Source organism: Pseudomonas sp. HB05 (genome assembly GCF_016756915.1).
Classification (GTDB): Bacteria; Pseudomonadota; Gammaproteobacteria; order Pseudomonadales; family Pseudomonadaceae; genus Aquipseudomonas; species Aquipseudomonas alvandae.
On the sequence record NZ_JAESPG010000017.1, the window covers coordinates 78,226 to 97,045 of the forward strand.

General features: G+C 59.7%; 21 protein-coding genes, 1 tRNA gene and 1 pseudogene. 8 read left to right on the forward strand and 15 right to left on the reverse strand.

Annotated elements, in window-relative coordinates; genetic code table 11:
* Positions 1-20: 20 nt before the first annotated feature.
* Positions 21-1,403, reverse strand: coding sequence for a glutamine synthetase family protein (locus JMN22_RS16085; RefSeq protein WP_198797150.1), 1,383 nt, complete (start codon positions 1,401-1,403; stop codon positions 21-23).
* A 470-nt stretch (positions 1,404-1,873) separates the two neighbouring features.
* Between JMN22_RS16085 and JMN22_RS16090 the strand changes: the two genes are divergently transcribed.
* On the forward strand, positions 1,874-2,791 hold the full coding sequence (locus JMN22_RS16090) for a LysR family transcriptional regulator (protein WP_198797149.1): 918 nt from the start codon (positions 1,874-1,876) through the stop codon (positions 2,789-2,791).
* 3 nt (positions 2,792-2,794) lie between these two features.
* Here JMN22_RS16090 and JMN22_RS16095 read toward each other — a convergent pair whose 3' ends face one another.
* Both JMN22_RS16095 and JMN22_RS16100 read right to left on the reverse strand, forming a co-directional pair.
* On the reverse strand, positions 2,795-3,160 hold the full coding sequence (locus tag JMN22_RS16095; RefSeq protein WP_030141199.1) for a 5-carboxymethyl-2-hydroxymuconate Delta-isomerase: 366 nt from the start codon (positions 3,158-3,160) through the stop codon (positions 2,795-2,797).
* A 72-nt stretch (positions 3,161-3,232) separates the two neighbouring features.
* Complete coding sequence (locus tag JMN22_RS16100; protein WP_198797148.1) at positions 3,233-4,168, reverse strand: LysR substrate-binding domain-containing protein; 936 nt, start codon at positions 4,166-4,168, stop codon at positions 3,233-3,235.
* Positions 4,169-4,332: 164 nt separating this feature from the next.
* Here JMN22_RS16100 and JMN22_RS16105 point away from each other — a divergent pair, with 164 nt between their 5' ends.
* The 3 genes from JMN22_RS16105 to JMN22_RS16115 all read left to right on the forward strand — a co-directional run bounded on the left by JMN22_RS16105 (position 4,333) and on the right by JMN22_RS16115 (position 5,864).
* Positions 4,333-4,524: a YegP family protein gene (locus tag JMN22_RS16105; protein WP_030141201.1), complete on the forward strand. Its 192-nt coding sequence runs from the start codon at positions 4,333-4,335 to the stop codon at positions 4,522-4,524.
* 62 nt (positions 4,525-4,586) lie between these two features.
* The gene (locus tag JMN22_RS16110) at positions 4,587-5,393 is read left to right on the forward strand and encodes an AraC family transcriptional regulator (RefSeq protein WP_198797147.1); all 807 of its coding nucleotides are present in this window, start codon (positions 4,587-4,589) and stop codon (positions 5,391-5,393) included.
* 102 nt (positions 5,394-5,495) lie between these two features.
* Positions 5,496-5,864, forward strand: coding sequence for a cupin domain-containing protein (locus JMN22_RS16115; RefSeq protein ID WP_030141203.1), 369 nt, complete (start codon positions 5,496-5,498; stop codon positions 5,862-5,864).
* Between the two features lie 11 nt (positions 5,865-5,875).
* Here the strand turns inward: JMN22_RS16115 and JMN22_RS16120 are convergent, their stop codons facing one another.
* From JMN22_RS16120 to JMN22_RS26865, 3 genes and pseudogenes are all read right to left on the reverse strand, one after another.
* A complete protein-coding gene (locus JMN22_RS16120; protein ID WP_198797146.1) occupies positions 5,876-6,622 on the reverse strand; it encodes a phytanoyl-CoA dioxygenase family protein in 747 nt (248 codons plus the stop codon).
* Between the two features lie 13 nt (positions 6,623-6,635).
* Positions 6,636-7,424 carry a methyl-accepting chemotaxis protein gene (locus tag JMN22_RS26860; protein ID WP_407683930.1) on the reverse strand — a complete coding sequence of 263 codons (789 nt, stop codon included), beginning with the start codon at positions 7,422-7,424 and terminating at the stop codon, positions 6,636-6,638.
* Between the two features lie 69 nt (positions 7,425-7,493).
* Positions 7,494-8,270: pseudogene (locus JMN22_RS26865) on the reverse strand (MCP four helix bundle domain-containing protein); the annotation flags it as partial.
* A 344-nt stretch (positions 8,271-8,614) separates the two neighbouring features.
* Between JMN22_RS26865 and JMN22_RS26545 the strand changes: the two are divergent.
* Positions 8,615-8,881, forward strand: coding sequence for a hypothetical protein (locus JMN22_RS26545; protein WP_041475780.1), 267 nt, complete (start codon positions 8,615-8,617; stop codon positions 8,879-8,881).
* A gap of 701 nt (positions 8,882-9,582) precedes the next feature.
* On the opposite strand, the gene JMN22_RS16130 is transcribed toward JMN22_RS26545, so the two are convergent.
* From JMN22_RS16130 to dapA, 7 genes are all read right to left on the reverse strand, one after another.
* Complete coding sequence (locus JMN22_RS16130) at positions 9,583-10,092, reverse strand: type II toxin-antitoxin system YhaV family toxin (protein ID WP_198797144.1); 510 nt, start codon at positions 10,090-10,092, stop codon at positions 9,583-9,585.
* 2 nt (positions 10,093-10,094) lie between these two features.
* Positions 10,095-10,295, reverse strand: coding sequence for a hypothetical protein (locus tag JMN22_RS16135; RefSeq protein WP_053182737.1), 201 nt, complete (start codon positions 10,293-10,295; stop codon positions 10,095-10,097).
* 466 nt (positions 10,296-10,761) lie between these two features.
* Positions 10,762-10,851: transfer RNA gene (locus tag JMN22_RS16140), tRNA-Ser, on the reverse strand.
* A gap of 83 nt (positions 10,852-10,934) precedes the next feature.
* Positions 10,935-11,648: a phosphoribosylaminoimidazolesuccinocarboxamide synthase gene (gene purC / locus JMN22_RS16145; RefSeq protein WP_198797143.1), complete on the reverse strand. Its 714-nt coding sequence runs from the start codon at positions 11,646-11,648 to the stop codon at positions 10,935-10,937.
* Positions 11,649-11,676: 28 nt separating this feature from the next.
* Positions 11,677-12,435, reverse strand: a complete 759-nt coding sequence (locus JMN22_RS16150; protein ID WP_198797142.1) for an MBL fold metallo-hydrolase — start codon at positions 12,433-12,435, stop codon at positions 11,677-11,679.
* A gap of 4 nt (positions 12,436-12,439) precedes the next feature.
* Positions 12,440-13,555: an outer membrane protein assembly factor BamC gene (gene bamC / locus JMN22_RS16155; protein WP_030141210.1), complete on the reverse strand. Its 1,116-nt coding sequence runs from the start codon at positions 13,553-13,555 to the stop codon at positions 12,440-12,442.
* Positions 13,556-13,572: 17 nt separating this feature from the next.
* Positions 13,573-14,451, reverse strand: a complete 879-nt coding sequence (dapA, locus tag JMN22_RS16160; RefSeq protein WP_198797141.1) for a 4-hydroxy-tetrahydrodipicolinate synthase — start codon at positions 14,449-14,451, stop codon at positions 13,573-13,575.
* 316 nt (positions 14,452-14,767) lie between these two features.
* Between dapA and JMN22_RS16165 the strand changes: the two genes are divergently transcribed.
* Together JMN22_RS16165 and JMN22_RS16170 are read left to right on the forward strand one after the other, a co-directional pair.
* Positions 14,768-15,328, forward strand: coding sequence for a glycine cleavage system protein R (locus tag JMN22_RS16165; protein ID WP_030141212.1), 561 nt, complete (start codon positions 14,768-14,770; stop codon positions 15,326-15,328).
* Between the two features lie 10 nt (positions 15,329-15,338).
* Positions 15,339-15,812 (forward strand): peroxiredoxin, encoded by a 474-nt coding sequence (locus JMN22_RS16170; RefSeq protein WP_030141213.1) that lies wholly within the window; start codon positions 15,339-15,341, stop codon positions 15,810-15,812.
* A gap of 129 nt (positions 15,813-15,941) precedes the next feature.
* Here the strand turns inward: JMN22_RS16170 and JMN22_RS16175 are convergent, their stop codons facing one another.
* Together JMN22_RS16175 and JMN22_RS16180 are read right to left on the reverse strand one after the other, a co-directional pair.
* Entirely contained in the window at positions 15,942-17,012 is a 1,071-nt protein-coding gene (locus JMN22_RS16175; protein WP_198797140.1) for an AI-2E family transporter, read from the reverse strand.
* A gap of 30 nt (positions 17,013-17,042) precedes the next feature.
* Entirely contained in the window at positions 17,043-17,282 is a 240-nt protein-coding gene (locus JMN22_RS16180; RefSeq protein WP_030141215.1) for a sulfurtransferase TusA family protein, read from the reverse strand.
* Between the two features lie 98 nt (positions 17,283-17,380).
* On the opposite strand from JMN22_RS16180, the gene JMN22_RS16185 reads away from it, so the two are divergent.
* Positions 17,381-18,814, forward strand: coding sequence for a M48 family metalloprotease (locus JMN22_RS16185; protein WP_198797139.1), 1,434 nt, complete (start codon positions 17,381-17,383; stop codon positions 18,812-18,814).
* Positions 18,815-18,820: the final 6 nt, after the last annotated feature.

Genomic DNA, 18,820 nt, shown 5'->3' on the forward strand with positions numbered 1-18,820 from the left:
GAACGTTCTAAAAACCGTCGTCAGGCTTGGTTCAGATACCAGCGCCAATCTTGCTCGCCTACCTCCCCCATGAATTGACGATATTCGGCGCGTTTGACCGCCAGGTAGACACCGAGAAACTCGCCACCAAACGCTTCTCGTGCCCACGGCGAGGCCTCAAGCGCATTCAAGGCTGTAAGCCAGTCGGTGGGCAGCAACTCGGTCGCCTGGGCGTAACCATTGCCTTCGACTGGCGCGCCGGGATCACGCTGTTGCCGTATGCCGCGGTGAATCCCGGCCAATATCGCGGCGGCGGCCAGATAAGGGTTGGCATCGGCGCCGCAGACGCGGTGCTCGATGTGTCGCGAGAACGCCGGGCCGCCAGGCACCCTCAGGCTGACGGTGCGATTGTCCACGCCCCAGGTCGGTGCCAGTGGCGCATAGCTGTTGCTCTGGAATCGACGGTAGGAGTTGGCGTTCGGGCAGAACAGCAAGAGCGAATCCAGCAGCGTATCGAGCATTCCCCCTACCGCGTGACGCAGCAGCAGCGTGCCGTCGGCGGCTTCGCTGGCAAACAGGTTGCGCCCGTCCCGGTCCGCCAGGCTGACGTGCATGTGCATGCCGGAGCCCGCCAGATGCTCGAATGGCTTGGCCATGAAACACGCCGCCATGCCGTGTTTATGCGCCACGCCCTTGACCAGGCGCTTGTAGCGCACCGCCTCATCCATGGCTTGCAAGGCATCGGCGCGGTGTTCAAGGGTGATTTCGACCTGCCCCGGTGCGTATTCCGAAATAGCGGTTCGGGCCGGAATGCCTTGCAGTTTGCAAGCGGCATACAGGTCGGCCAGGAACGGCTCGATCTGCTCCAGCTCGCGCAAACCATAGACTTGTGTGGCCCGTGGCCTGCCACCGTCAGCGTCACGCGCCGGTTGCGGCCGGCCTTGGCTGTCGCGCTGGGCATCCAACAGGTAAAACTCCAGCTCCGCCGCCATCACCGGGTAATAACCGTCGGCCTGCAAGGCGTCGATCACCCGGCTGAGCAGAAGGCGCGGGTCGGCGACCGCCGCAGGCATTCCTTCTTCGGGATGCATGCCGACCTGCACGGCGGCGGTGGGAATCAACCGCCACGGCATGCGTTGCAAGCTGCCGCTTAGGGGGTAGGCACGGCAATCGATGTCGCCGACATCCCACACCAACCCTGAATTTTCCACATCGTCGCCATTGAGGGTCAGCCCGAGCATGGTGCTGGGCAGCGGCCGACCGTTTTCATAGACCGCCAGCAACTCGTCCCGGTGCAATAACTTGCCCCGTGGCACGCCGTTGTTATCGAGGATGAACAGCTCGAAGAGTTCGATATCGGGGTTCTGATCGAGGAACGCCTGGGCGTGCTGCACGGGCGCGAAAGTTTTTTTGGCAAGGCTCATGAGAAGGCTCGTATTTCCATGTCGGACGGGCGACCAGGCGCCGTCGGTCTGTGCTCGTCGGCGACGAACACGGTGTTTGATCAACAGGAAATACGGGAATCCGGAGGACGCGCGTGGCGACAGTGCCACAAGGCCCAGAAGGCCCAGAAGGCCAGCTCGGACGGCAGCGCACTGAGGAATGGAGGTATGACGGGCGTAGTCCTGCCGAGCGGATCGACCGCGGCGGATGAAAGGTATCGGAGCACCAAGGGCCAACCGTTCATGAGCGCATCACAGGGACAGTATCCGGCAAGCGTCCCACGGCCCCCACGGACCATTAAACCTGGATTTGATGGAGCTTGGATCAGGGCGAGCTAAACATAAGCAAACGAATGACGCCGTGGGCAACATTCTCCTCTTCCTCTCGTTCCGCTAGGATCATCCGCCTGGTTTGCGCAAGATCCGCGCAAGGACACTGCGAGACAGAACGGATGCTGAACAGTAACGCCCTCAGAAAGCTCGACATGCAGGACCTCATGGTGTTTAGCGCCGTGTATGAACAAGGCAGCGTCACCGGCGTGTCCGAAGCATTGTGTGTCAGTCAGTCGACCGTCAGTTATTGCCTGAAGAAACTGCGTGCCTGTTTCGAAGATGAACTGTTTATCAACAGCCGTGCCGGCATGCGCCCGACCTATAAAGCCGAGGGGATGTACGAGCATGTGCGCGCCATCCTGCAGCGAATCAACCAGTGTCATGCCGGGTCGCCAACCTTCGATCCAAGGCGTCAGGCCATCACCTTCGATATTTGCGCCCCCGAATACTTCGAACAGCTGATCCTGCCGCGACTGCTGCGGGGTTTCGATCACGCCGAGTTGCCGGTGACGGTGAACGTGAGCAAGCTCGAAACGGACATTCCCGTCGAAGCCCTGCGCAATGGCAGCCTGGACCTGGTGATCTGCTTCGGCCCGAATTTCCACAGCAATCATGCCGACCTGAAATCCAGGCCACTGCTGGACGACGATCTGGTCTGTGTCGTGGATAAACGGGCCGCGCCGCCGCTGAATCTAGAGACATTCCTACAGCGCCGGCACGTTTTTCCGACACCCTGGGCTTCGTCCAGCAACATGATCGACGGCTGGCTGGCGATGCAGGCGCAGCAACGCCAGATCGCCGCGCGCGCCAACAGTTACGGTGCGGCGCTGAAGATGATCGCGGGTACCGATTTCATCCTCACCCTGCCCCGCCGCATCCAGCAACTGCTCGCCAATGACGCGGGTATTCATCACTACGACGCGCCTGAAGGCTTGCCTGGTTTTACCCTGGACATGCAATGGAGCCTGGGCGCCGATCAGGACAGCGCCAACATCTGGTTGCGTGAGCAGGTCATCGAGGCTTGCCTTGGGCACTGAAGCTTAAAGACCGATGGCAGCCTTGGCATAAGGGCCACGATCAATGTCGAGGAGTTCCACGCACAACTGCACACTGACACCGGCGGGCCAAGGTCCCAGGTCGTGGAGCACGGCCAGCAGATTGTCGGCCAACTGCTTCTTGATCTCCGCCGAGCGGCCACTCAACAAGGCCAGTTTCAAATGCACGAACCCGCGCTCACCGATGCCGGTGCCGACCCGAAATGTATCGATCTTCACTGCACGGCTCTTGATGTCGTGCTCAGCCGCGAACTGACCGGAGGCCACCAGCGCGTTGTTCAGGCGCAGCAGTGCGACATCGGCGTTCAGCGCGGTCAGGTTGGCGGTGTATTCCATGTGCAGGTGAGGCATGTGTTTCGACTCCGATTCGAAAAAGCGAGGGTGGGGTGACAGCTGTCGCAACGATACCTCGACTGGGTCAGGTCAGGCAGGTTTTGTTTCGTCTGCCAGCGGCATCCGTTCGCTCATGAACGCCTCCAACCGCGACCTCAGCCACCGCTCGGCCGGGTCATTGTCGACGTGGCTCAACCAAACCATGGACAAATCCACCGTCGGCGTCTCGAAGGGAAAAGGTTCACAGAACAATTGGCCGGAAGCGGCCATGGCCGTGGCGGTGTAGTCCGGCAGGCTGGCGATCAGATCAGTGCCGGCCAGCAACGCCGGCAAGGCGCTGTACTGTGGCACCGACAGCACCACGTGGCGCTTGCGGCCGATTTCGGCCAGCCATTCGTCAGCCAGGCCGGCAATGTTGGCCGTATGGGAAACCAGCACCTGGGGCCGCGCGCAGTATTCATCCAGGGTCAGCGGTGTTTCCGAGGCATCGGCCCGCAGCACGCGGGCCCGGATGTGCCGCAGCAGCTTGCGCTTGGCATTGGCCGGCAGCCCTCGGGTCTGACTGATGCCAACCGTGATGTCGCCTGAGGCAAGCAAGTCGGGAATGCGCCAGTAATCGACGTGCTGCACCACGAACACGACGTTGGGTGCTTCCTGGCGCAGGCTGCGCAACAGCGGCGGTAGCAGGCCGAATTCCACGTCGTCCGACAGGCCGATGCGGAATGTCATGGTGCTGTTGGCGGGGTCGAAATCATGGGACAGACTCAGCGCCACCGACAGCGAGTCCAGTGCCGGCGACAGGTGCTGGATGATTTCCTCGGCCCGCGCCGTCGGCTCCATGCGGTGCCCGACGCGGATGAACAACGGGTCGTTGAACATTGCCCTGAGGCGATTGAGGGCCGAGCTGATGGTCGGTTGGCCAAGGAACAGTTTTTCCGCAGCCCGCGTCACGTTACGCTCGAGCATCAGCGTTTCAAAAACCACCATCAGGTTGATGTCGGCCTTGCGCAATTCGTTGCGGTTCATCCATTGCTCCTGGTTCCAGTCGGTGAGGCAGGCGCTGCAATTTTCTGAAATATCTCACAATCATTGGAAACGTATTCCCATTAGCGAAAATTATCAGCTTGGCTAGGCTTGCGACGACATGTACAGAACATGTCCTGAACGAATAAATCGCATGGAGCGAACCGATGTATTTTGAAATCTATCGACAGACCCGAGGAACCCCAAGCACCGGACAAGGCCAGTGGCGCTGGCGCTTGAGGGCCGGCAATCATGAAACCCTCGCCAGCGGTGAATCCTACGTGAACAAGGCTGACTGCCTGCACGTCATCGGGTTGATCAAGAGCGCGCACGGCGAGACACCTGTAAAAGAAATCTGAAGCCGTCCACGGGCCGACCATCCTGAAGTATCGTATGCAGCGAACAGCGAGAGGTCGCGCCCATGGCTCAATCGAATAACCGTAGCGACTGGCTGGTGCGTGCGCCTGAATCGGGGAAACTGGAGCGCATCGAGGCCTATTTCAGTGGTCACGGCTACAGCGCCCACCGGCATGACACCTACGCCATCGGCTTCACCCTGTCCGGCGTCCAGAGCTTCAACTACCGGCACAGTAAACGTCATAGCCAGCCTGGTGGAACCATCGTGCTGCACCCCGATGAGGTTCATGACGGCGAAGCAGGCACCCGCGATGGCTTTCATTACCGGATGTCCTACATCGAACCGTCCCTGATCCAGCAAGTGCTGGGTGGCAGGCCTTTGCCCTTCATCGAGGGCGGACTGTCGAACGATCCCCGGCTCAACATCGCGACCCGCAGGTTGCTCAATACACTGGAGCATCGCCTCGACCCACTGGAGGAAGACGACGCCATCTATGATGTGGCCCAGGCGCTCGCCGTCGCGGCGGGTCGCCGACGCGGACGCCGGCTGCTGGACTACCCCGCAGCGGAGCGTGCGCGCCTGTTCATCCATGATGCCCTTGGCCAGCCGATTACCCTGGACGATCTGGTCGAGGCCAGCGGCCGGGATCGCTGGAGCCTGTCACGGGATTTCCGCGCCCTGTACGGCACCAGCCCCTATCGCTACATCACCCAGCGCCGATTGAACGAAGCCCGGCGCCTGGTATTGCAGGGCCTGCCATTGAGCGAAGCAGCCCTGGCCTGTGGTTTTTTCGACCAGAGCCACATGACCCGGCTGCACACCCAGGCCTTCGGCATTTCACCGGCGCGCTGGCTGAAAATGCTGCGCTGAAGCCCCTGGGTCACCCTGCAAAAGCTGCACGATCATCCAATACCCGCCCTGCCCCAGGCCGTAACGTAGTGCTCATCTTTTCCAGTTGAGGAGCATGCCCCGATGAATCAGTACTCCCCCATTAACTTCGCTCAGAAATACGCGCTGTTCGCCGAGCAATGGGCGCCCAAAGTCATCGCCGAAATGAACGACTACCAGTTCAAGATCGCCCGGCTCGAAGGCGATTTCATCTGGCACACCCACGCCGATACCGATGAAACCTTCATCGTGCTGGACGGTGAGCTGCGTATCGATTTTCGCGACGGCGCCGTCATGATTGGCCCGGGCGAGATGTATGTCGTCAAGAAAGGCGTCGAGCACAAACCGAGTGCCGAGCGGGAAGTGAAACTCTTGTTGATCGAGCCTCGCGGCGTCATCAATACCGGTGAAGAAACCAACGAGCGAACGGCGGTCAATGACGTCTGGATCTGACCGGGCCTGGCTCAGTCGTACTCCGCCTCCTGATGATCACCGAGCAGCCGCCGCTGGCGAGGCGTCGCGGCGGCGAGCACGACGGGATTGAACTGCCAGTGCAGATAGGGCGAGAACTTTTGCGCGACCATCCGTCGACCGTAATGCACCTGGAGCATGTACCGTGTGCGGTCGACGGTCCGGTTGTCGCTGCCGGCGTGCCATAACTCGCTGCGCAGTACCAGAACATCGCCCGCCCGACACAACACTGGCTGCGCCGGACGCCCATGCCACTGCGTCTCACCCGCCGCTGGTGCACGGCCCGCCTTGTGGCTGCCGGGAATCACCTGTGTCGGGCTCAGGTCAGCGTCGATGTCATCGAGGTAAAACTGCGCGGTGAACACCTGCATCGGCAGTTCAAAACCGGGATCAGCCAACAGGGCCGGCGGCAGCTCCATCGGCAGGTAATCCAGATGCAATGGCGCGCCGACAAAACCGGGATGGCAGCGCCAGGCCGTCTGGCCGATGATGTGGCAATCGTCGCCCAAAGCCGCTTCGGCGAGTTCGATCACCCCGCTCACTTCCAAATACGGCAACCAGAACGGATCCCGATTGAACACGCATTTGTAATGATCGATGACGCCGCTGTAATCCCAATTTTGGGGTTTCAGCTGGTCGATAGTACGACGCACGTCAGCGACTTGCGCGGCATCCAACACGCCGGGCATCAGGACAAAACCGTCCTGATGCAGGGCTCGCAGGAGGTCGTCAGTCGACACGACACCACCTGCTTCAGGTGCGGAAGCGGCCGGTCAGCTCTGCGAGGTTTCTCGACAGGCTGGAAAGCTGCTGGCTGGCGTGCATGCTCTGGGCGGAATTGGCCGCCGCTTCGTTGGACAGATCACGGATGTCGGAAATATTGCGGGCTATTTCCTCGGTGACGCTGCTTTGCTCTTCACAGGCGTTGGCGATTTGCGCGGCCATGTCGTTGATTCGCTGGATCGAACCACCTGTGCCGCTGAGGACCTGGTCGACACCCGCGGCGCGCTCAACACTGTCGCGAGCCTTGCTACTGCCGACCTGCATCGCTTGCACAGCCTTGGCGACACCGCTCTGCAACCGCTCGATGCGAACCTGGATGTCCTTGGTCGAGTCCTGGGTACGAGCCGCGAGCGCCCTCACCTCATCGGCCACAACGGCAAACCCACGGCCCTGCTCACCGGCCCGTGCGGCTTCGATTGCAGCGTTCAGTGCCAACAGGTTGGTCTGCTCGGCAATGCCACGAATCACTTCGAGCACAGCACCGATGCTGGAAGTTTCCTGGGCCAACGCCTCGATCGTGCCCGAGGCGCTTTCGACTTCCTGGGCCAACTGGCGGATCGAATCGATGGTGCTGCTGACGACTGCGGTGCCGTCGCGAGACTGACTGCTCGCCTGTTGCGCGGCGTCCGAAGCACTCACCGCGTTATGCGCAACCTCATGCACCGCCGCGCTCATCTGGGTAGCGGCGGTACTGACCTGATCGAGCGCCGCGTGCTCGCTGCTGATCAACCGATCGTTGGTCGCGGCCATATCGGCCATGGCCCGCGCTGCAGAATCCACCTCGCCGGTCACCCGCCCAACCTCGGCGATCAACGGCTGCAGCTTGTCGAGAAAACGGTTGAACGCACCGCTGAGCTGGCCCAACTCATCGGCCGAGCGTACCTCGAGGCGCCCTTTCAGATCACCGCCACCCTCGGCAATCTGCTCGACGCGATGCAGCAGCCGGCGCATCGGGCTCAACACGACCATTGGCAGGGCAACCAACACCAAGACGCACCCGAGCAGGCCGATCAACAGAATCGCCCCCTGCTGCACGCCGACGGCCTCGCCGTTTTCAATCGCCGCATCGCCTTCGCGAAGTGATGCCGCATCTTCCAGATCACCCAGCTTGTCAATGGAGTCGCGCATGGTTTCGAAGAGGCGCTCACTTTCACCAAAGCTCAGGGCGCTGGCACCTTGCGGATCGCCTACCGACTGCTCAATGACCCGCCGCGAAACCTGCACCCATTTGCCGAAGCTGTCATTGAACTGACCGACCAACGCCTGCGCCTCGGCACCGGGCTGCATCGCGGCATACTTCTGCACTCGGTCGTAAGCCTGCTTCGCATTCTCGCTGTGACTGGTGCTCAGCGCTTGCAGATGCTCGCTTGCATGACCGTCCAACAAGCTGCGCTCGGCCACGAAGGCTTGGTAAAGATCACGATCGGCATTGAGCAACAGGCTGATCGCCGGCAGATAACGTTTGGTCAATTGTGTGCTGGATTCGGTCACCTGACCGATGCCGCGCATCCCCGCGCCCCCCATCAGGACCAACAACACAGCCAGGAAGGCTATCGGGAGAGTGATTTTCCAGCGAAAGCCCAAGTCGGCGAAGAACCGCAGCATGGTGTCATTCCTTACACGGGGGGATTACCTGCCTATCGGCAGCCTTGTGTTGAGCTATAGACCATTAGTCTGATTGTTACAAAGCTTTGGGTATGGGGAAGACTGTGGTTAGGCAGGTCGCGGAGGGATTGGACCGGGTGAAAATGATCGGAGGGACATCAGTGTTTTGGGGAAATTTTCTGACATTTTCCGCCCACATAATTCTAGGAATGTTCTTACGCGTCGTCTGATTGATGATTTTAACGGTAAGCCTTTATAGTCCGAGGCGTCGTTCGTAAGAGCGGCTTGGGTTTGGCGACTCGATTACAAATGGTAAGAAGGCCTTCAATCAAACGGAGTTTGAAATGAACAGATACATGGCTCTTACTAGTAATGCCGACGATCAACCCCTTTTCGTCGATACCTCCGCACCGTTGCACATCCTGCTTGACACGGCGGGCTATAGAATCCGCGCTGTCACCCAGCTTTTAGAGAACCTCGCAATGCGAGGGGACATTCCGAGCGACTCAGTGGTCCTCCAGGACTTTGCACAGCTGTGCTGCATCTCCTTGAGGGATGGTTGCGACGTGCTCGATGTCATTGCCCGACGCTTGGACGCAGAGCCGGCCTAGAGGTGATGCCAATCAGTTGAACAGCACAGCTATGGGAGCAAAGCTTGCTCGCGATTGCGGTAAGCCAGCCGGTAACAATATTGGCGACTCGACCGATATCGCGAGCAAGCTTTGCTCCCACAGGATCTACGCCTAACTGACAGGCATCAGCCCTCAGGGTCCATCTTGTCGAAACGAGCATGGTTCGATAACACGAAACCTCCGGTTTGCCCGGACTCGATTAGTCACACAAGCTGATCAGCATGAATACACATACCTCGGAGACTCCGATGGCTACCAAAAAAATCAAGAAAACTCACAGGAAAGCCACTCACGAAGAGCTGACATTTCTTGACGTTCGACAAGCTGCAAGTGATGGTCAGAACGTGTTCGATAGATTTGTGATCACTGGCAAGCTTGCTACTAAAAAGTAGTTCTGGATGCCAACCGTTAAATTCGCGCCCCTTTTGAAGAAGCGAGAGCCGTAAATTTTGCCGCACACCTTTATAACTACGAAGTGTACGGCGAGATACCGGTCATCTTTGACAACAAAATCGTGATCTATCCCCCACGGCGCATCATAGGTCAGACAATCCCTGCCCCGAAACTCACGCTCGCGGTACTATCGCGTAATCCATAACGCTACGCTCCCGTACGCCACAAAACCCCAGAAACGAAAAAGCCCAGCGGATACGCCGGGCTTTTATGGGGAACGGATGATTTTATTTTTCCTCCGTTCCTGTCGTAGAATTTCCATATTCCAAGACGTCGCAAGCCGCGATGAGGTCGGTGTAGGAATTAGGCATTTTTCCGTTTAGGAGCATTGCGGTAAAAACTGCATACACATCATTTTTATCACCATCCTTCCTCAACGTTCTCTCATCATTGAGCCACGCATAGATGATGGTCATCGGCGCCTCGGATCTGAACTGAAAAAACAGGCGATACCGTGGAGGTATCCCTTGCTTCTTCACTCGAAACCAATGCTTAAAGTCACGCCCTAGCGTATTCCCCTGACGATAGCAGGGGTGGGTCGGATCGGACGGAACATTGATTAGGATATTCGCGCTCACCGCATCGAAAAGCTTGTAGACCGGAAGATGGTGAAAGCCTTCCGGGTCCTTAGCCATCGCCCTCTCAACAGCGGCAGTGATTTCTTCGAGGCGCGCAATAAATAACGGGTGAGCATAAAGTGCCCACCCGTTTTCGATATGAATCGTGCTTTCAGTCACGCTTAGCCTTCTTGAAGCTCGCGACGACGATTATCGTCCGCCTGATTGCGAATTGCTTGAATTCGCTGCAGCAGGCCGCGAGGGATAGGCTGGATACCTTCAGGATTTTCCTTGATATCCCTGTCAAGCAGATCAAGGAACTCGATACCTGCTTGAATCTCCGCCTTTCTGTCGGTAAACGAGACGACATTGCCTTTAGACATGACCTCTCTCCATTGCAAATTTTCCTGCACTTTCAACAGGACATGGCCTGAACGCTTCATGGCGAGCATGGCCTAACGGGGCATTTCCGTGCCCTCTGTAGGATCACTGTAGATCACTATGGTTCACGAGGAGTGCATTTAACACCATCAAAGCCGAATAAAGGAAGCCTGATGATGTAACAGATGGCGAAGCCCGTTCGAATGACCAGACAAGGCGAAAATGTCATATCAGACGTCGACTTGCGTGCCTCTGTGCCGCAAGACAAGTCTCGCACGATCAAGCCGTGGCCCATCGAATACACTTGTTTTCTGACGGGCGGCTATACCACCTGTGCAACAGAAAAGACCAAGGCGGTGTCTGGGCGGAGTCGAGGAAGATTCCAGCATGGTTGGGGAATGACATCCACCCTCATTCCCCCAAATACAAAAAACCCCGAGGCGATTAAGCGCTCGGGGCCTTTAAATATGGCGGAGAGATAGGGATTTGAACCCTAGGTACTGTCGCCAGTACAACGGATTTCGAATCCGTCCCGTTCGGCCACTCCGGCATCTCTCCAGTGGCGCGCATCATACCAGCACATTCGCCGGAAGCGAACCCCCGAGCGAAATTTTTTCCGTGCTATCAGATGCTTGCGTCGATTACAGCGGTACACCCAGGCGTTGGGCGACTTCTTCGTAGGCTTCGATGACGTCACCGAGGCCTTGGCGGAAGCGGTCCTTGTCCATCTTCTTCTTGGTGGCCTTGTCCCAGAGGCGGCAGCCGTCCGGGCTGAACTCGTCGCCCAGGACGATGGAGCCGTCGCTGAACACCCCGAATTCAAGCTTGAAGTCCACCAGCAGCAGACCGGCGTCGTCGAACAGCTTGGTCAGCACGTCGTTGACCTTGAGGGACAACTCCTTCATGCGCGCCAGTTGCTCGGCGGTGCCCCACCCGAACGCCACGACGTGGGATTCGTTGATGAACGGGTCGCCCTTGGCGTCGTCCTTCAGGAACAGCTCGAAGGTGTAGGGGTTGAGCTTCATGCCCTCTTCCACGCCCAGGCGCTTGACCAGGCTGCCGGCGGCGTAGTTACGCACGACGCACTCGACCGGGATCATGTCCAGCTTCTTGACCAGGCATTCGTTGTCGCCCAGCAGTTTGTCGAACTGGGTCGGTACGCCGGCGGCTTCGAGCTTCTGCATGATGAAGGCGTTGAACTTGTTGTTCACCATGCCCTTGCGGTCCAGCTGTTCGATGCGCTTGCCGTCGAACGCCGAGGTGTCGTTGCGAAACAGCAGGATCAAGCGGTCAGCGTCGTCGGTCTTGTAAACCGACTTGGCTTTGCCGCGGTAGAGTTCTTCACGTTTTTCCATGATGGGCTCCGCTTGCTAAGTAGATGGGCTAGGCGATATGTCGCCAGTCGAGCCCTGAATCTTGATCGGCCAGTTGCAGCCAGTCCGGGTCGCACCCGAGGGTGTCGACAAAACATTGCCGGGCCAGCTGCGGCAGGTTGTTCTTGCTGCTCAGATGGGCCAGGACCAGGTGTTGCAGGCCTTGCCAGCCCAACTCGGCCACCAGGTACGCCGCCTGGTGGTTGTTCAAATGTCCGTGTTCCCCGCCTACCCGCTGCTTGAGAAAGTAAGGGTAGAACCCACGCGCCAGCATGTCCCGGCAGTGGTTGGATTCGATCATCAATGCATCGAGATCCCGGTAACTGTCCATCACCCTGTCGCAATACGAACCCAGGTCGGTGAGCAATCCGAAGCGCCGCTCGCCGTCGCTGAAGACATACTGCGTCGGCTCCCGGGCATCGTGTGCCACGCTGACCACATTGATATCCAGCACACCGATTCGCAGTTGTTCGCCACCGGCCACGAAACCGGCTGGCTCGATGGGCTTGCGCAGGCCTTCCAGCGTGCCACGACTCAGGTACACCGGCAGATTGTAGCGCCGAGACAGCAAACCCACGCCATGCACGTGGTCGGCATGTTCGTGGGTCACCAATATCGCGCTCAGTTGCGCCGGGTGCACACCCAGGCGCAACAGGCGCTTCTCGGTTTCCCGCAGGGAGAAACCACAATCGACCAGCACGTACGTGCCAGCACTGGCTATCAGCGTGCCGTTCCCCTGGCTACCGCTGCCGAGAACGGCAAAACGCATCGGATCAGCCCAGGTTGTCCTGAATCACGCCCAACACCTTGCGAGCCACGTCGGCCGGCGCCACGGTGTTGATGTTTTTCTCGACGGTGACCTGGACGTTGTCGCCGACCTTGCTCAGGCGAACCTGGTAACGCTCGGCACGGGCTTCGATTTCTTCCTTGTCCGGCGTGCTGCCGAACAAGCCACTGAAGAAGCCAGGTTTCTCGTCTTTCTTCTCGGCTTTTTCAGCCAAGTTGATGTAGTACAGGCCCAGGCTGCGGTTGATGTCCTCAACGCGCCATTCGCCCTGCTCCAACGCACGACCCACGCTCGACCAGGCGCGGTCGAGGTCGGAGCCGACGTTGAGCACCGGGTTGCCGCTGCCGTCTTCGCTCAGGCTGACGCGACTTGGCGTGTCGTAGTCGCGGGTGGCGAGCATCGAAACCGAGCCGCCCTGCTCAGCGGTACGGCTCATGCTCGCGAGCATGTCGTCCACCAGCGCGGCGTCGAGGCCGGTGTTGACCGAACGGTTGGTGAACGCCACGTCGGCGGTGCTGCCGGCGGGACGCTCGGCGCTGACCACGTAGATCTCACTGGTGTTGCGTTGCACGCCTGGCTCGATCCGCACACGCACGCGGGTTTCGCTGTCGGCTGCAACACCGGCGCCACTCAGACGCTTGGCCATGGCGGCGGACAGTTCATCGGAACGCTGCCAGGTGGTGGTGAATTCGCCCGTCTGTGGGCGCTGTTCGTCCAGGCGGAAACCGTTGTCCTGGAAGAACTGGATTGCCACGGGCCAGACTTCGGCCGGTGGATGCTGGCCCATGACCCAGCTGGAATCACCGCTCTTCTGCAGGGTGTAGTCGCTGGCATCGGCTACGGCCGACAGCGGCTGTGGACGCGGGACAACGTATTCGCCCTTGACGCTGTCGTCGGCGACGTTGCGCGGGATCGGCAGCAGCGGATCCAGGCGCTTGGCGACGCTGACGTCCGGCGGCAGTTGCATCGGTGCAGTCTGTTGCGCTTGCAGGTAATCGCTACCACGGTCGCGGAAGTAACCTTCCGGCCCCCAGATCCATCCGCAGCCACTGGTGCTGGAGATAATCAAGGCAAGTGCGGAAAGTCCGGCCATTCGCTTCATGCGTTGTACTTCCTCAATTAAACCAGGACGCCGGACTGGCGCATGGCCTGCCGCAGCGTTTCGTGACAAGGGGTGCTCAGCCAGGTCAGTGGCAGGCGGATGCCTTCATGCATCAGGCCCATTTCGACCAGGGCAAACTTCACCGGGATCGGGTTGGCTTCGATGAACAGGTCCCTGTGCAGCGGCATCAGTTTTTCGTTCAGTGCCCGAGCGGTCTCGGCGTCGCCGTTCAGCGCAGCCTCGCAGAGGTCGGCCATTTCGCGCGGGGCAACGTTGGCGGTGACGGAAATGTTGCCCTTGCCACCCATCAGGATCAGCTCGACGGCGGTCGGATCATCACCGGACAGCACGAGGAAATTCTTGTCCACGCCATCGAGGATGGCCTTGGCGCGCTTCAGGTCGCCGGTGGCTTCCTTGATGCCGATGATGTTCGGCACGGTGGACAGGCGGATCACAGTCTCGGCCTGCATGTCGCAGGAGGTGCGGCCGGGAACGTTATAGAGGATCTGCGGGATGTCGACGGCGTCGGCAATGTGCTTGAAGTGCTGGTACAAGCCTTCCTGGGTCGGCTTGTTGTAGTACGGAACGACCAGCAGGCAGGCATCGGCCCCGGCTTCCTTGGCGTTGCGGGTCAGCTCGACGGCTTCGCGGGTCGAGTTGGCGCCCGTGCCGGCGATGACCGGAATGCGCCCGGCAACCTGTTTGACCACGGCTTTGATCACGGCGATGTGTTCTTCAACATCAAGGGTTGCCGACTCGCCGGTAGTACCGACTGCGACGATGGCATGGGTGCCGTTCTTGAGGTGGAAGTCCACGAGTTTGCTGAGGCTGTCCCAGTCAAGACGCCCTTGTGCATCCATGGGAGTGACCAGTGCCACCATACTGCCCGCAATCATGAAACCGCTCCTGCCGGAAAAAGAGAGCGGTAATGGTACTGGCGCCAAGATGCTTGTACAAGCGAACTCCCATTCCCCTTGGCGATGGTTTTCGCTACCCTTCAGGCTTTGATCGGTACTGATAAGCTCATACGCCGGTTTCCAGCTTCCGTTTCCGTCGCTCCAAGCCCCGATCCTGCGTTTGTCCCGGGGGTATTTGTGTTGCCCCGCAACGCATTGTCCCCTCCAGGCACAGGGCTTGAACCGTTCGGTTTCCCAAGGCTGTCACCGCGCCGAGCTGAAACGTATCGACCGCTCATCGCTTTAGGAATGCTGCATGTCCACCCCCACAGTCCGCGAACAATTCCTTGTCATCAGTGCCCTTGGCGCCAACCCCATGGAGCTGACTAACGTCCTGTGCCGCGCCAGCCATGAGAATCGCTGTGCCGTCGTGACGTCACGCCTGACTCGCCATGGCGAATGCAGCGCGCTCGTGCTGGAAATCTCCGGCAGCTGGGACGCCCTGGCCCGCCTGGAGGGCAGCCTGCCCTTGCTGGCCAAGAAGCATGCGTTCACCGTCAACGTGGTCCGCAGCGCAGCGCTGGAGAACCGTCCCCAGGCCCTGCCCTATGTGGCCTACGTGAGTTCGGCCTATCGCCCGGACATCATCAACGAGCTGTGCCAGTTCTTCATGGACCATCACGTCGAGCTGGAGAACCTGACCTGCGACACCTACCAGGCTCCGCAGACCGGCGGCACCATGCTCAACGCTACGTTCACCGTGACACTGCCGGCCGGCACCCAGATCAGTTGGCTGCGCGATCAGTTCCTGGATTTCGCCGACGCGATGAACCTGGATGCCCTGATCGAACCGTGGCGCCCACAAAACCCAATGTAAGGAAGCGTTCATGGCCGTTGCCGTCGACCAGCCGGTTACCGATTTCCAAGCGCCCGCCACCAGCGGGCAGACCGTCAGCCTCGCGGCCCTGAAAGGCAAGCAGGTAGTCATTTACTTCTACCCGAAAGACAGCACCCCGGGTTGCACCACCGAAGGCCAGGGGTTCCGCGATCAGTACGCACAATTCCAGGCCGCCAATACCGAAGTGTTCGGCGTCTCCCGGGACAGCCTCAAGTCCCACGAAAACTTCAAGTGCAAGCAGGAATTCCCCTTCGAGCTGATCAGCGACAAGGACGAAGCGGTTTGCCAGTTGTTCGATGTGATCAAGTTGAAGAAGCTATACGGCAAGGAATACCTGGGCGTTGACCGCAGCACATTCCTGATCGACAAGGATGGCGTGCTGCGCCAGGAATGGCGCGGCGTGAAAGTGCCGGGGCATGTGGATGCGGTGTTGGCGGCGGCTCAGGTGCTTAACAAGGCCTGAAATCTCGTTGCCTGTACTGGCGCTATCGCGAGCAAGCTCGCTCCCACACTGGATTTGTGTCGTTAAATCAAATCCCTGTGGGAGCGAGCTTGCTCGCGATGAGGCCTTAAGCATTACTTCATATTCAAGTCACAACAACGGCGCCACCATCGGTTCCTTGCTCGGCCACGCATCCAGCACCGCCTTGAACAGCGTCGCCAGGGGAATCGCGAAGAACACCCCCCAGAACCCCCACAACCCGCCAAACAACAGCACCGCACAGATGATCGCCACCGGATGCAGGTTCACCGCCTCGGAAAACAGCAGCGGCACCAGCACATTGCCATCCAGCGTCTGGATGATTCCGTAGACCGCCATCAGGTAGATGAACTGATCGCTCCAGCCCCACTGGAACAGTGCAATCAGCGCCACCGGTACCGTCACGACCACGGTGCCGACGTAAGGCACCACCACGGAAATACCCACCAGCAAGGCCAGCAACGCTGCGTAGTTGAGGCCCAGGGCGACGAAGCCGATGTAGGTCACGCCGCCACAGATGAAGATCTCGATGACCTTGCCGCGGATGTAATTGGCGATCTGTCGGTTCATTTCCTGGGCAACCCGAGTGATCAGCGCTCGTTCGCGCGGCAGATAACCGCGGACCCAGCGCCCGATCATTTCCCGGTCCTTGAGAAAGAAAAACACCAGGATCGGCACCAGCACCAGATAGATCATGATGTTTACCAGCAGCGGCAAGCTGGACAGGGAAAACGTCAGCGCCCACTGGCCAAACTTGCCGATCTCACCGCGCACCACTTCGATCGTCTGCAGCACCTGTTCATCCGAAACCAGGTGGGGATAGCGTTCAGGCAGTAACAGCAGCAGCGATTGCCACTTGGCGAGCATTCCTGGGAGTTCGTTGAACAGCGTCACCAACTGATGCCAGAGCAAGGGCACGATCACCACCAGGAACACCACCAGCAGCCCCATGAACAAGGCGAACACCAGCCCCACCGCCAAGGAACCCGGCAGCCGCATACGCTCCAGCGTGGTGACCAGGCCTTGCATCAGGTACGCCAGCACCATCCCCGCCAACACGGGTGCGAGCATGCCGCCCAGTGTCAGGACCGCGGTGAATCCGAGGAACAGCAGCACCGCCAACACCACGGCTTCTTCATCCGAGAAGTAGCGCTGGATCCAGTCGCGTAACACTTTGAACATTAAAAATCCTTATGGGAGGGCTGTCGGCTTTCAGGCCTTTTGCAACCAGTAACGGTAGACGCCGTTCTCGTCCTCTTCGCGCAGCAGCGTATGACCGGCCAATCGGGCAAAGGTGCGGAAATCACGTTGGGAGCCCGCGTCCGTGGCGGTTACCTTGAGCACGGCGCCGCTGGCTAGGCGATTGAGTTCCAACTTGGCCTTGAGCAACGGCAACGGGCAATTCAGGCCGCTGGCGTCCAGTTCGGCATCGTGGGCTACATCATCGGTCATTGCTTCACTCCGCAACAGGTCGTCGAGCCGCCTAGAATATCTGGTCCCGGACACGCTGTCCGGCTACAGTAAGGTCTTTGTCGACTAAGGCCCCGTGCATGACATTTCTGCGCCCCACCCTGCTGACGCTCGCTTGCCTGCTCGCCTCACCGGGCTTCGCCGACGACCTGCCGTCACTTGGCGATGCCAGTTCTGCCATCGTCTCGCCGGAACAGGAACATCAGTTGGGTCGCGCCTGGCTGGCCCTGCTGCGTAGCCAGGTCTCGCAACTCAACGACCCGCAGCTCAAGGATTACGTCGAAACCAGCGTCTACAAGCTGGTGGAAACCAGCCAGGTCAATGACCGGCGCCTCGAATTCATTCTGATCAACAGCCCACAGCTCAACGCCTTCGCCGCACCCGGCGGGATCGTCGGGGTCAACGGCGGCCTGTTCCTCAACGCGCAGACCGAAGGGGAATACGCCTCGGTCATGGCCCACGAACTGGCGCACTTGTCGCAACGCCACTTCGCCCGTGGCGTGGAAGCCCAACAGCGTATGCAAGTGCCAATGATGGCGGCGCTGCTGGCTGGCATCGTGGTCGCCGCCGCTGGCGGGGGCGATGCCGGGATTGCCGCCATCGCCGGGACCCAGGCCGCCGCCATCCAGGAACAACGGCGCTTCTCGCGCCAGAACGAGCAGGAGGCCGACCGCATCGGCATCCAGAACTTGGAAAAGGCCGGCTATGATCCACGGTCGATGCCGACCATGTTCGAACGGCTGATGCGCCAGTACCGGTTTGACGCCCGTCCCCCGGAGTTCCTGCTGACTCACCCGGTTACCGAGTCGCGTATCGCCGACACCCGCAACCGTGCCGAACAGGCCAAGCCGGGGGGCATCGAGGACAGCATGCGCTATCAACTGATCCGCGCGCGGGTCCAGTTGACGTATGAAGAAACCCCGGGACTGGCCGCCAAGCGCTTCCGCGCGCTGCTCGACGAAAACCCGAAGAACGACGTGGCTCGCTATGGCCTGGCAATTGCCCAGGTCAAGGGCGGCCAGTTGAATGAGGCCCGTGAAAACCTCAAGCCGCTGCTGGCCAAATCACCCAACGAGATCATCTATAACCTGGCCCAGGTCGATCTGGACATCACCAGCAACAAGCTGCCAGACGCTCAATCTCGCGTCGACCGGCTGCTGGCCCAGTACCCGGGCAATTACCCGCTCAACCAGGTCCGTGTCGACCTGCTGCTCAAGCAGAATCGTCCCGCCGATGCGGAAAAAGCGCTGGAGACCCTGCTCAAGAGTCGTCCGGACGATCCGGACGTCTGGTACATGGTGGCGGAGACGCGTGGCTTGTCGGGCAATATCATCGGTTTGCACCAGGCCCGCGCCGAGTACTTCGCGCTGGTCGGAGACTATCGTCAGGCCATCCAACAACTGGACTTCGCCAAACGACGCGCGGGGAGCAATTTCCCGTTGTCGTCGCGCATCGATGCCCGGCAGCGGGAGCTCATGGAACAAGAGCGGATGGTCAAGGACATGATGGGTTGAATATCC